Annotated in this window: 11 protein-coding genes; 6 read left to right on the top strand and 5 right to left on the bottom strand. The window is 74.2% G+C overall.

Features of this window, described 5'->3' with window-relative positions; genetic code table 11:
- Positions 1–2 precede the first annotated feature (2 nt).
- On the top strand, positions 3–950 hold the full coding sequence (locus tag BUE41_RS23055) for an AIR synthase related protein (protein WP_073459399.1): 948 nt from the start codon (positions 3–5) through the stop codon (positions 948–950).
- On the opposite strand, the gene BUE41_RS23050 is transcribed toward BUE41_RS23055, so the two are convergent.
- Positions 947–2,089: an MSMEG_0568 family radical SAM protein gene (locus tag BUE41_RS23050; protein WP_084755683.1), complete on the bottom strand. Its 1,143-nt coding sequence runs from the start codon at positions 2,087–2,089 to the stop codon at positions 947–949. The two genes, BUE41_RS23055 and BUE41_RS23050, sit on opposite strands and share 4 nt — an antisense overlap.
- A 50-nt stretch (positions 2,090–2,139) precedes the next feature.
- Between BUE41_RS23050 and BUE41_RS23045 the strand changes: the two genes are divergently transcribed.
- Genes BUE41_RS23045 through BUE41_RS23030 form a run of 4 tightly spaced genes read left to right on the top strand, consistent with a single transcriptional unit; the run spans position 2,140 to position 5,148 of the window.
- Positions 2,140–3,543, top strand: a complete 1,404-nt coding sequence (locus BUE41_RS23045) for a YlbE family protein (protein ID WP_073459514.1) — start codon at positions 2,140–2,142, stop codon at positions 3,541–3,543.
- On the top strand, positions 3,540–4,211 hold the full coding sequence (gene nthB, locus BUE41_RS23040) for a nitrile hydratase subunit beta (protein ID WP_073459397.1): 672 nt from the start codon (positions 3,540–3,542) through the stop codon (positions 4,209–4,211). The genes BUE41_RS23045 and nthB overlap by 4 nt, the downstream gene beginning before the upstream one ends.
- Positions 4,208–4,792, top strand: coding sequence for a nitrile hydratase subunit alpha (gene nthA, locus BUE41_RS23035; RefSeq protein ID WP_073459395.1), 585 nt, complete (start codon positions 4,208–4,210; stop codon positions 4,790–4,792). The genes nthB and nthA overlap by 4 nt, the downstream gene beginning before the upstream one ends.
- Positions 4,789–5,148 carry a nitrile hydratase accessory protein gene (locus BUE41_RS23030; RefSeq protein WP_073459393.1) on the top strand — a complete coding sequence of 120 codons (360 nt, stop codon included), beginning with the start codon at positions 4,789–4,791 and terminating at the stop codon, positions 5,146–5,148. The genes nthA and BUE41_RS23030 overlap by 4 nt, the downstream gene beginning before the upstream one ends.
- Before the next feature lie 82 nt (positions 5,149–5,230).
- Here BUE41_RS23030 and BUE41_RS23025 read toward each other — a convergent pair whose 3' ends face one another.
- Positions 5,231–6,358 carry an MSMEG_0565 family glycosyltransferase gene (locus BUE41_RS23025; RefSeq protein WP_073459391.1) on the bottom strand — a complete coding sequence of 376 codons (1,128 nt, stop codon included), beginning with the start codon at positions 6,356–6,358 and terminating at the stop codon, positions 5,231–5,233.
- A gap of 23 nt (positions 6,359–6,381) precedes the next feature.
- Positions 6,382–7,332 (bottom strand): carbamate kinase, encoded by a 951-nt coding sequence (locus BUE41_RS23020; RefSeq protein ID WP_073459389.1) that lies wholly within the window; start codon positions 7,330–7,332, stop codon positions 6,382–6,384.
- Between the two features lie 106 nt (positions 7,333–7,438).
- Between BUE41_RS23020 and BUE41_RS23015 the strand changes: the two genes are divergently transcribed.
- Positions 7,439–10,603 carry an ATP-binding protein gene (locus BUE41_RS23015; protein ID WP_073459387.1) on the top strand — a complete coding sequence of 1,055 codons (3,165 nt, stop codon included), beginning with the start codon at positions 7,439–7,441 and terminating at the stop codon, positions 10,601–10,603.
- Here BUE41_RS23015 and BUE41_RS23010 read toward each other — a convergent pair.
- Both BUE41_RS23010 and BUE41_RS23005 read right to left on the bottom strand, forming a co-directional pair.
- Entirely contained in the window at positions 10,593–11,057 is a 465-nt protein-coding gene (locus tag BUE41_RS23010; protein ID WP_073459386.1) for an MSMEG_0567/Sll0786 family nitrogen starvation N-acetyltransferase, read from the bottom strand. The two genes, BUE41_RS23015 and BUE41_RS23010, sit on opposite strands and share 11 nt — an antisense overlap.
- A complete protein-coding gene (locus BUE41_RS23005) occupies positions 11,054–11,674 on the bottom strand; it encodes a hypothetical protein (RefSeq protein WP_073459384.1) in 621 nt (206 codons plus the stop codon). The genes BUE41_RS23010 and BUE41_RS23005 overlap by 4 nt, the downstream gene beginning before the upstream one ends.
- Positions 11,675–11,840 lie beyond the last annotated feature (166 nt).

Below are 11,840 nucleotides of genomic sequence, written 5' to 3'. Positions count from 1 at the left end.
GGATGGAGTCGCTCACCGAGATCGTCGCATCGGTCCTCGCCAACCCCGGCCTCGCGGCGAAGGCCCGCATCGGGCCCGTCCTGGAGGAGCCCGGCACCGACTGGGTGAGCGGCCCTGGTGACGACGGCGCCGTGCTCGACGCGGGCGGCACTCGGGTGGTGGCCTGCGGGGAGGCGATCCTGCCGGCGTTCGTCGCTGCCGATCCGCACGGAGCGGGCGTCGCCGCCGTCCTCACCAACGTCAACGACCTGGCCGCGATGGGCGCGGTGCCGCTGGGCATCGTCGACACGATCGCGGCGAACGAGCCGGTGGCCCGCCAGGTGCTCGCGGGGATGCGGGAAGCGTGCGCGTTGTGGCAGGTCCCGCTGGTCGGCGGGCACCTCACGCTGCACGACGGGCCGCCGTCGCTGTCGGCGTTCGGCATCGGCCACGCGCCCGCGCCGCTCTCGGTCACCCGGGCCGCGCCCGGCCAGACGCTCGTGGTCGCCGCGGCGCTGGACGGTCGGATGCGCCCGGACTTCCCGTTCTTCCCCGCCTTCCGCGAGCGCGGCGAGCGCTGCGGCGGCGACGTGCGGCTGCTCGCACGGCTGGCCGCCGACGGGATCTGCGTCGCCGCGAAGGACGTGAGCATGGCCGGTCTGGTCGGCTCGCTCGCGATGCTGCTGGAGTGCGGCGGCTGGGGCGCCACGGTCGATCTCGACGTCCTCCCCGCGCCGGACGGGGTGCCGCTGACCCGCTGGCTGAACTGCTTCCCCAGTTTCACGTTCCTGCTGTGCGTGCCCGCGGGCCGGGAGGACGAGTGCGTCGCGGCGTTCGCCGAGCGCGACCTCGTCGCCGCCCCGGTCGGGGTGCTCGACGACACCGGCGTGCTGGCGCTGGCCAGGGGCGGCGCCGTCGAGAAGGTCCTGCACGTCGGCGAGATCGCGATCACCGGGCTGCCCCGCCCCTAAGCGGGGCGCTTGCCGATCTGCAGCAGCGGAGTGCTCGGGGTCCCGGCCGGTCCGCACGGCGGCCGGGATCCGGCCTGCTGCACCAGGTTCAGCGACGAGCAGGCCTGGCAGCGGGCACAGCCCGCGACGGCGGTGTCGGCGCCCAGCCCGCGCTGGGCGAGGTACGCGGCGACCTCGCGGTAGATCGGCTCGGTGTAGCTGCGCGGCGGGGCCGGGACGTCTTCCATCAGCGAACCCGCGACCGGCCGGAACGGCACCACGAACGGGTAGACGCCGATGTCGACGGCGCGCTTGCACATCTGCACGGTGAGATCGGGGTCCTCACCCATGCCGAGGATCACGTACGTCGAGACGCGGCCCTCGCCGAACAGCTCCACCGCCCGCTCCCACGTGCGGAAGTAGGTCTCGATGCCGGTGCGGAACTTGCCGGGGGCCACCCGGCGCAGCACCTCGGGGTCGAACGACTCGACGTGCACGCCGATCGCGTCGATGCCCATGGCGTGCACCTGCTCGAGCACGGTCGGGTCGCGCGGCGGCTCGAACTGCACCTCGACCGGCAGCCCCGCGGCCTCCTTCACGGCCTGCCCGCAGCGGGCCACGTAGAGCGCGCCGCGGTCGGGGGCGACGGACGAGCCGGTGGTGAGCGTCGCGTCGACCGCGCCGTCCAGCTCCTTGGCCGCCACCGCGACCTCGGCCAGCATCTCCGGGGTCTTCTTCGCGATCGTGCGGCCCGAGGCCAGCGACAGCCCGATCCCGCAGAAGCCGCACTGGTCGGAGGTCCCCCAGTAGTTGCACGCCTGCACCACCGTGGAGGCGAGCGAGTCCAGGTGCAGCAGCGCGATCTGGTGGTAGGGGATCCCGTCAGCGGTCGTCAGGTCGTAGAACCTCGGCCGGCTCGTCCCGGACACCGACGCCAGCTTCACGCCGTCGCGGTAGATCCCCTGGCCGTCGTCGTCGGCGAGCAGCCGGTACGGGGAGGTCGCACTGGGCGGCACCGTCACCGGCACGCCGTCGATCCACAGCATCCCCGAGTCGGACGGGCCGGCCCCGCCGGTGCGCGTGGTGGCGAGCGTGGTCTCGATCCGCAGGCCGACGGCCTGCAGGTCCATGATCAGGGCGGCCACATCGTGATCGAGCATCCATCTACTATAGTAGAATTCCGATCCGGTACCAGGCCGAGAGGTACGTGGTGAACCAGCTGTCGCTGCCGAGGTCCGTGGCCGTCGTGAACATCGGGTTGCCGATGTTCGCCGGCGCCGTCCGCGATCAGGGCGTCCCCGTCCAGCAGGTCGACTGGCGCGTGCCCGCGGACGGGGACCCGGCCGCGATCGACGCCCTCGTCGTGCTGCACGGCGAGCGCGCCGTCGCCGTCGCGGAGGCCAACGCCGAGGTCCTGCGCCGCCTCGACCAGGGACAGCCGAAGCTCGTCGGGGTCGCCACCGTCGCGGACACCCCGGGTTACCCCGGCCGCACGCTGCTGCACTGCGGCCCGCCGATCACCTACGCCGGGGCGTGCGACCCGCTGCGCCGCTCGATGCGCGCGGCCGTCGTCGCCGAGGGCTGGGCCGAGGACGTCGCCGGTGCGCACGCCCTGCTCGACGCCGGCGACGTCGGCCTCGCCCCGGCCAACCACCACGACGCGGTCGTCCCGATGGCCACCGCGGTCGGTCCGTCGCAGCCGATGCTCGTCGTGGAGAACGACCTGGGCGGCACCCGCGCCTACGCCCCGGTGAACCAGGGCCCTGGCGAGGTCGCCTGGTTCGGCCGCGAGACCGACGCCGCGATCGCCCGGCTGCGCTTCCTCACCGACACCGCGGGCCCGGCGATCGCCGAGATCCTCACCGCGGCCGGCCCGCTCGACGTGCTGGCCGTCGCTGCGCAGGGCATCAGCATGGGCGACGACCTGCACATGCGCACGCAAGCCGCGACGAACCTGCTCACCCGGCAGTGGCTGCCGCGCATCGCCGCGCTGCCCGGCCGGCTGCGGGAGCCGTTCGCGCACTTCCTGTCGGGCAACCACCTGTTCTTCCTGACCGTCGCCATGGCCGCGGCGAAGGCGCTGCAGCTGCACGCCGAGCAGGTGCCGGGCGCCACCATCGTCACGACGATGGCGCGCAACGGCACCACGTTCGGGATCAAGGTGGGCCGCAGCGACTGGTACGTCTGCCCGGCGCCACCGGTCGAGGACGCTCTCTACTACGCGGGCGAGGGTCCGGAGACCAGCGCACCCGACATCGGCGACAGCGCGGTGCTGGAGCTGACCGGGATGGGCGGGCCCGCCGCGGGTGGTTCGGGGGCGGTCGCGGCGTTCCTGGGCGGGCGGATGTCCGACGCCGCGGCGGCCACGGAGAGCTTCCGCACGATCTGCGCGGGCACCAGCAGCCGGTTCACGCTGCCGCCGCTGGAGTTCGCCGGGACCCCGCTCGGGGTCGACGTCCGCAAGGTCGTCGAGACCGGGGTGACCCCGCGGATCACCACGGGGATCCTGCACCGCGATGCCGGGACGGGCCAGGTGGGTGCCGGGGTCGCGACCGCACCGCTGGAGTGCTTCAAGGCCGCACTGCTCGACCTCGCCGGAAAGGGGCGCACATGACCACGGTCGACGATCTGGGCGGAGCCGAGGGGTTCGGCCCCGTCCGCCCGCCGGACCCGGACGAACCGGTGTTCACGGAGCGCTGGGAGGGCAGGGCGTTCGCGCTGACCCTGCTCACGATGGGCCGGATCTCCGGGCGCAACCTCGACGCGTTCCGCTACGCGCTCGGCCGGCTCGACGAGTCCGCCTACTTCGATCCCGACGGCTACTACGGACGCTGGCTCAACGCGGCCGAGCTGATGCTCACCGACAGCGCGATCCTCGCTCCCGGCGCGGTCGAGGCGCGGGCGCGGAAGCTGCGCGGCGAGGACGTCGAGGAGCCCCCGATCCCCGAGCCGAACAAGCCCGACTACGCGCCCACCGGGCCCGGCTCGCTGCGCCAGATCGACGAGCCGCCCCGGTTCGCCGTCGGTGACCACGTGCGCACCCGCACGGAGATGCCGGCCGACCGGCCGAACCGGCTGCCCCGCTACGTGCGCGGCCACGTCGGCGTCGTCGAGCTGATCCAGCCCGCGCACCTGCTCCCCGACACGCACGCCGTGTTCGAGGGGGAGAACCCGCAGCACGTCTACACCGTCCGGTTCGACTCCCACGACCTGTGGGGCGCCGACGCCGAGTCGTTCGCAGTGACCATCGAGCTCTACGACAGCTACCTGGAGCCGGCATGACCTCGCAGGATCAACTCACCGCAGCACAGCGCACCGAAGCGCTGGAGCAGCTGCTCACCGAGCGCGGACTCGTCGATCCCAAGGTGATGGACGGGTTCATCGAGACGTACGAGACCAAGGTCGGGCCGCTCAACGGCGCCAAGGTCGTGGCCAGGGCGTGGGTCGACCCCGAGTACAAGCAGCGGCTGCTGCAGGACGGCACCGCGGCGATCAAGGAACTCGGGTTCGGCGGGCCGCAGGGCGAGCATATCGTGGTCGTCGAGAACACCCCGACGGTCCACAACGTCACCGTGTGCACGCTCTGCTCGTGCTACCCGTGGCCGGTGCTGGGCCTGCCGCCGTCCTGGTACAAGGATCCGGCCTACCGCGCGCGCATCGTGCGCGAGCCGCGCACGGTGCTCGCTGAGATGGGCCTCGAGCTGGACGACGACGTCGAGATCATCGTGCGCGACTCGTCCAGCGAGGTCCGGTGGATGGTGCTGCCCGAGCGGCCCGCCGGCACCGAGGACTTCACCGAGGAGGAGCTGATCCCGCTGATCACGCGGGACGCGCTCGTCGGCGTGGCGAAGGTGACGCTGTGACCGCGCCGCTGGAGATCGACGGCCCCGCCGCGCCCCCGCGCAGCAACGGGGAGCTGCTGTTCACCGAGCCGTGGCAGTCGCGGGCGTTCGGCATGGTCGTGACGCTGTACGAGGCGGGCGCGTTCGAGTGGGCGGCGTTCCAGTCGGCGCTCATCGCCCGCATCGGCGAGTGGGAGCGGGCCCACCCCGACGGTTGCGGCTACAACTACTACGAGCACTGGCTCGGCGCGCTGGAGGACGTCCTCGCGGCGTCCGGCGCGGTCACGCCGGAGGAGGTGGCCGAGCGCGCCGCCCAGCTGGCCCAGCGCCCGCCGGGCCACGACCACCGCGACGACGAGCACGGTCACACCCACTGACCCGATCTCCGCGTCGAGAACGAAGTCGTGGTGATCGAACCGCCCTGTTGATCACCACGACTTCGTTCTCGACGCCGTCCGCCTACCCCGTGCAGTAGATCTCCCGGTGGCGGGTCGCGCTGGCCTCCCAGGAGTACCGGGGGAGCACCCCCCGGGCCGCGGCTGCCAGGCGGGCGCGCAGCTGCGGGTCGTCCAGCAGCCGCTCCAGGTCCTTCGCGATCGCCTCGGCGTCGCCCGCGGCCGGGAGCAGGGCGGTCTCGCCGTCGGTGAGGTACTCCTGGAACACCGGGATGTCCGAGGCGAGCACCGGCAGTCCGGCCGCGATCGCCTCCATCACCGCCAGCCCCCAGCCCTCCTTCACCGACGGGAAGCAGAGCGCGTCGGCGGCGTGGTACCAGCCGGCTAGCTCGGGATCGGGCACGGTGCCCAGCAGCACCACGTCCTCGCCCAGGACGAGGCCGAGGTCGGGCAGCGCGGCCAGGGCGGCCTCGCGGTAGGCGGTGTAGTCCTGGAACGAGTGCCCGCCGATGATCGCGAACGTCGCCACCGGGCCGCGGCGGCGCTTCAGCAGCGAGAACGCCTCGAACGCGTGCCGAGTGCCCTTGCGCGGCTCCACCCCGCCCATGCCGAGGAACACGAACCGGTCCTGCGGTAGCCGGTCGCGCAGCTGCGCGACGAGCCCAGGATCGGCCGTGCCGAACCGGACGACGTCGACCCCGTTCGGCACGACGTGGGCCGCGCGGCCGTACTCGGTGCGCAGTATCTCGCGCCACTGCTCGCTCACGACGAGCACGGTGTCGGGTTCGGCGATCGCCGCGCGCTGGCAGTCGATCAGCGCCCGGGTCGTGAAGTCATCGACGTGGTGCACCGTGCGGATCACGCGCACGGCCGCCCCGGCGTCGCGCACACGGGCCGCGGCCCGGGCGGCGATGCAGTCCTGGGCGTGCAGCACGTCGAACTCCCCGGCCAGCCCGGCGAGCCCGACCTGGAGCGTGTCGATCGCGGTGAACACCCGCTCCTCCAGTGCGGTGCCGGCGCGGCTCGGCGGGGCGAACAGCGTGACCGGCACGGACGTCGCCCTCGGCAGCCCGTCGCCGAGCGCGACCAGCCGCACGTCGGTGCCGGCCCGGTGCAGCGCCTCGGCGAGCCCGAGCGTGTGGACGAACCCGCCCCGCGGCTTGACGGAGTGGGTGATCAGCGCGATCCGCATGCGACCTCCTGCAGCGCGGGTGCTCACGACACCGCGCCGATGGCGGCGCCGGCCACGATGCGGGTGCCGGCCCCGCCCGGTTCCAGCGCGTACGGGGCGTGCGCGGCGTCGGTGATCACCGCGGGGTGCCCGGTGGTGCGGACGAAGCGGGTCGCCGCGCGGATCTTGGGTCCCATGCTCCCCTCGGGGAACTGGCCCGCCGCGGCGTGCGCCAGCGCCTCGGCCACGGTCATCTCGGCCACCTCCCGCTCGGCCGGCCTGCCGAAGTCGAGCTTCACCCGCGGGACGGCCGTGACGAGCAGCAGCAGGTCCGCGCCCAGATCGGAGGCCAGCCGCTCGGCCGCCAGGTCCTTGTCGATCACCGCTTCGACGCCGCGCAGCCCGCCCTCGTCCTCGACCACCGGGATGCCGCCGCCACCGGCTGCGATCACGACGCAGCCCCGCTGGGCCAGCAGCCGGATCGCCGGCAGCTCCACGATCCGCTGCGGTTCCGGGGAGGGGACGAGCCTGCGGAAGCCGCGCCCGGCGTCCTCGCCGACGACCCAGCCGCGCTCCAGCGCCTGCCACCGCGCGGTCTCCTCGTCGAGGAACGGGCCGATCGGTTTGGTCGGGTGGGCGAAAGCCGGATCGTCGGCCCGCACGACCGTGTGGGTCACGACGGGGACGACCGGCAGGCGCCCGGCACGGCGCAGCGCGAGGGAGAGCAGGCAGCCGAGGTGCCCCTCGGTCATCGCGCCGAGCCAGAACAGCGGCAGCTCCGGTACCCGGTGGGCGGCCTCCTCCTGCTGGATGGCCAGGTTGCCCACCTGCGGGCCGTTGCCGTGCACGACGACGACGCTCCACCCCGCCGCGTGGATGCGGCAGACGGCATCGGCCATGGCCTCGGCGTTCGCCGTCTGCTCGGCGTAGGTGCCCCGCTCGCCGCTGCGGGTGATGGCGTTGCCCCCGAGGGCGACCACGGCAATCCTGGGCATGACGGCGACGGCCTCCGGCGCAGTGTGCAGAGTGTTAATCTTGAGAAAATCTCTTCGCTTATAGTAGACGATCGTGGGGCGCTCCGGCGGCGGTAGAGTTCTGCGGATGAGTCCGCCGCTGCGCCTGCGGGTACTCGGCCCCTTCGGCGTGGACGGTGAGCCCGGTGCCCCCGTTCCCGCTGGCCAGGCCCGCCGGGTGCTCGCCGTCCTGGCCTGGCGGCGCGGCGAGTTCGTCACCGTCGAGGAGCTCGTCGACGCCCTGTGGGAGGGCAACCCGCCCGATCGCGCCGACCGCAACATCGCGTCGATCGTGAGCCGGTTGCGGCGTGCCTTCGGACCGGACCTGATCGAAGGCTCGGCGGCCGGCTACCGGCTGCCCGCGGACCGCGCGGCCGTGGACCTGCACGACGCGGCGGAGCTGGTCGAGACCGCCGAGCGGGAGCTCGGCCACGGCCGCTACGCGCTCGCCGCCACCGGTGCGGAGCAGGCGGCGAAGCTGCTCGACGCCGACCTCGCGCTGGCCGGCGAGCACGACGACCGCTGGGTGCGCGACCTGCGCGCGCAGGTCGCCGACCTGCTGCGCCGCGCCCGCGCGGTGTGGAGCTCCGCCGCACTGCAGATGGGCGCCTACGACACGGCGGTGGCGGTGGCGTCAGCGGCGCTGCAGGTCGATCCGTTCGACGAGGACTCCACCCGCACCGTGATGCTGGCCCACCAGCGGGCCGGCCGCCCCGGCGGCGCCCTGCGGGCCTACCGCGCCCTGCGCGAGGCTCTCGCCGAGCACCTCGGGATCGATCCCTCCCCGGCCACCGAGGCGCTGCACCTGGCCGTGCTGCGCGCCGAGGACCCCGGCACCGACCGCGCGGGCAGCACCGCCGAGGACTCCGGGATCGTCGGCCGCGACGGGGAGCTGGCCGTCCTGCGCAGGTCGTGGGACACCGCGGCGGCCGGGCAGCCGACCGTCGCGCTCGTGACCGGGGAGGCGGGCATCGGCAAGTCCGCGCTGGTCGCGGCGCTGGCCGAGGAGACCCGCCGGACCGGGGCGCTCGTCGTGCAGGCCACCTGCTTCGCCGCGGAGCGCTCGCTGTACCTGCAGCCCGTCGCTGATCTCGTGCGGGCGCTGCTGCGGCACATGACGCCCGACGACGTCCGCGAGTACGCCGGTACCCGGCTCGGCACCCTCGTCGAGCTGGTGCCCGAGCTGACCGACGTCGTCGGCACCGTTCCGTACGCGCGTTCCGCGCCGGAGGTCGAGCACCGCCGCAGCCTCGACGCGGTCAGCAGCCTCGTCACCCGCATCGGCGCTCGACGCCCGGTGCTGCTCGTCGTCGAGGACGTGCAGCACGCCGGGCAGGCCACCGTCGAGGCGCTGCACGTGCTCGCCGGGCACCGGCAGGGCAGCCGCACGATGCTCGTCCTCACCGAGCGCACCGGGGAGGGCCGGCCGCCGGTCGTGACCGCGCTGCGCGATCTCGCCGTGCGCATCGACCTGGGTCCGCTGCGCCGCGAGGACGTGCTGCGACTGGCCGCGCACACCGCCTGGGCAGAGGATCCCGACCGGCTGTGGTCGTGGACGGGCGGCTCGCCGCTGTTCCTCACCGAGCTGCTCCGGCTCCCGGTCGGGACCGGGCCACCGGTCGTGCCGGAGACCCTGCACGAGGTGGTCGAGACGCGCATCGACGCCGCCGGGGACGCCGTCGCGCACCTGCTGTCGCAGGGTGCGGTGCTCGGCACCACCTTCTCGCTGGAGGACGTCGCGGCCCTGTCCGGGCTCGGGGTGGAGGACTGCGCGGCCCGCGCCGACCGGGCCCTGCGCCTCGGTCTGCTCACCGCGGTGGGGGAGAACTTCCGCTTCGCCAACGACATCGTGCGTCTGGTGGCGTACGAGAGCGCACCGGAACCGGTGCGGATCAACCGGCACCGGCGCGCCGCGCGGATCCTGCACGACCGGCCGGAAGCCGCAGCCGAGCACCTCATGGCGGCGGGCGATCCGCGCGGGGCCGCGGACTGCTGGTTGCGCGCCGCCCAGGCGGCGTCCCTGAAGTTCTCCCACATCGACGCCGAGCGGCTGCTGGACCGTGCCGTCGCGGCCGCCGAACAGGGCGGGGACTCCGCACAGCTGATCACCGCGCACCTGCTGCGCGGACAGGCCCGCCGCGATCTCGGGCGCATCGACGACGCCCGCGCCGACCACGAGACCGCGCTCGCGCTCGCGCGCGACGTCGGCGACGTCGAGCAGGAGGCGCGAGCACTGGAACAGCTGGGCTGGACCGCCTTCTACGCCCGTGACGCGCTGGTCGCCGTCGAGTTCGCCGAACAGGCGTCGCACCTGGCCGAGTCGGCGGCCGCCGCGCCCGGCGCCCTGCCCAGTGCGACCCTGCTCGTCGGGCGGGTACGGCACTGGGACGGCGACTACGAGGGCGCCGCCACCGCGTACGGACAGGTGCTGGCGCGCACGGCGCCGGACGGCACCACCGCGGTCGCGCTCGCCTACCAGGGGGCGCTGCTGCAGCACCAGGACCGGTTCGCCGAGGCCAGGGCCGTTCTCGCCAGGGCGACGCTGCTCTGCCGGCGCACCGGCGAGTTCCGGCCGCTGCTGCAGGCGCTGTTCTTCACCGCGCTGGCCCGCGGCGACAGCGGCGACTTCGCCGGGGCGCTGCGGGCGCTGGAGAGCGCGCGCAAGCTCATCGACGCGGAGAACCTGGGCTTCTACCGGGCCGGCATCGAGACCACGTCGTCGTGGATCTGGCAGGAGCTCGGCCAGGTCGATCGCGCCCGCGCGCACGCACTGCAGGCGGTCGAGCTGGCCCGCCGCGGCGGCGGGGCACTGGAGCTGGAGCAGGAGCTGCACGCGCTGCTGGCCGTGGCCGACTGCGACCTCATGCAGGGCCGTGTCGACGACGCGGGTTCCCTCGTCGAACGCGCGGTTCCGATGCTGGACCGGTCGCTGCCGTTCCGGCCGCGGGCGGTGCTGCGGCTGGTCGAGATGCAGGCCCGCTTCGACGCCGGCCAGGCCGAGCGGCTGCTCGATCTCGCCCGCACGCACTCCTCGCCGAAGTACATCGCACTGGCGCTGCGCCACCTAGGGCGGCACGAGGAGGCGGCCGGGATCGCCGCGGCCACCGGCTCGGACCTGCTCGTCGCCCAGCTCGGCGCTCCGGCTGACCGAGCGGGCGCACTGCGCCGGATCGCCGCCACGCTGACCGCGGAGCAGCGCGCCACGTTCGTCACCGCGGGCCGGCTGCACCGCCCGCCGCCGCTCACCCGCTGAAGACGATCTCCATCGGCACGTGCGGCTGGCCGACGTAGTCGACGGTCGGGCCCGTACGGTGCCAGCCCAGCCTGCGGAAGAACACCTCGTTGGGCGGCTGGATCATCGCCGTCATCCGCTCACCGCCCCGGGCCGCCGCCGTCGCGACGGCGAAGCGGACGAGGTGCATCCCGAGCCGTCCGGCGCGGTGCTCGGGCAGGACCGCGAGCCGGTCGCCGCGCCACTCGGTGCCCTCCCGGACGTAGAGCCGCACCACACCCGCGACCTGCCCGTTCACGGTGCCGACCACGTGCAGCGTCGCGGGATCTGCGTCGTGGGCGTCCACGTCGGTGTCGGCGAACACGCCCTGCTCGACCACGAAGACGGCGTGCCGGACGGCGTGGTGGGCGGCCAGGTCCTGCGGTGCCTCGGCGATCCGGCAGGATTCGACGCGGACGGTCGTCTCGGCGGTCACGGCGTCTCCTCGATCATGCGCCGGCACCGGTGGTACTCCTCGAGGAACGGCTCGCGCCGATCGAAGGAGCGCCCCTCCGGGGGCACGACGCCGGGTCTGATCACATCGATGCGGTAGGGGGCGGGCGACCACGCGTCGACGCTGGCGCGGATCTCCGTGCCGGACGGGACGTGCAGGTGCGTGCAGCCGGCCACCCCCGCATCGCCGCCGGTGAGGTCCTCGATCGCGGCGGGGCCGTGCAGCACGGCCCAGGTGCTGCCGGAGGCGCGGGCCCGCTCGATCGCGGCGCGGTGCTCTGCGCGCACCCGCTCGGCGATCAGCTCCCGCTCCCGCATCCCGCACGCGACCCCGACCAGGAGCGCAGGAGGTACGCCCGCGGGCGGGCGGACCCCGGACTCGGCGAGGAGCGCTTCCGGATCGCCCATGGCAGCCACCAGGTCGTCGAGGCCGGCGCCGCGGCGGGCCAGCGCGGCCGCGAGGACGCCGATCGCCTCGACCGCGCGGGCGTAGGAGGTGGGGTCGGTGGTCAGCGTCGGGAACAACGCCTCACCTGAGGCGCGCCATTGCGCGCGGCGACGGGCGAGCTCGTCCAGGGGCGCGGTGGCGGGTTGGTTCATGGTGGGCTCCTCGCGCGCCGCGGGCCGGGACCGCTGCGGCGGTCCCGGCCCGGCGGACCGCCCGCGGTCAGACGGTCCAGGTCTGCATCACCAGCGCACCCTCACGGCGGGCGGTGAGGGTGGCGTCGAGCACGTCGAGCGGGTGGATGGGCTTGACGCCCTCGAT

Origin of the sequence: Pseudonocardia thermophila (assembly GCF_900142365.1) — a bacterium.
In the GTDB taxonomy this organism is placed as follows: Bacteria; Actinomycetota; Actinomycetes; order Mycobacteriales; family Pseudonocardiaceae; genus Pseudonocardia; species Pseudonocardia thermophila.
Note: the sequence above shows the minus strand (reverse complement) of the source record. Positions and strands in the feature narration are given on the sequence as shown.

Excerpts from the sequence above, each read along its gene's own strand:
- BUE41_RS23055 (WP_073459399.1), top strand. The coding sequence starts at position 3 with ATGGAGTCGCTCACCGAGATCGTCGCATCGGTCCTCGCCAACCCCGGC.
- BUE41_RS23050 (WP_084755683.1), bottom strand. The coding sequence starts at position 2,089 with ATGCTCGATCACGATGTGGCCGCCCTGATCATGGACCTGCAGGCCGTC.
- nthB (WP_073459397.1), top strand. The coding sequence starts at position 3,540 with ATGACCACGGTCGACGATCTGGGCGGAGCCGAGGGGTTCGGCCCCGTC.
- nthA (WP_073459395.1), top strand. The coding sequence starts at position 4,208 with ATGACCTCGCAGGATCAACTCACCGCAGCACAGCGCACCGAAGCGCTG.
- BUE41_RS23025 (WP_073459391.1), bottom strand. The coding sequence starts at position 6,358 with ATGCGGATCGCGCTGATCACCCACTCCGTCAAGCCGCGGGGCGGGTTC.
- BUE41_RS23020 (WP_073459389.1), bottom strand. The coding sequence starts at position 7,332 with ATGCCCAGGATTGCCGTGGTCGCCCTCGGGGGCAACGCCATCACCCGC.
- BUE41_RS23015 (WP_073459387.1), top strand. The coding sequence starts at position 7,439 with ATGAGTCCGCCGCTGCGCCTGCGGGTACTCGGCCCCTTCGGCGTGGAC.
- BUE41_RS23005 (WP_073459384.1), bottom strand. The coding sequence starts at position 11,674 with ATGAACCAACCCGCCACCGCGCCCCTGGACGAGCTCGCCCGTCGCCGC.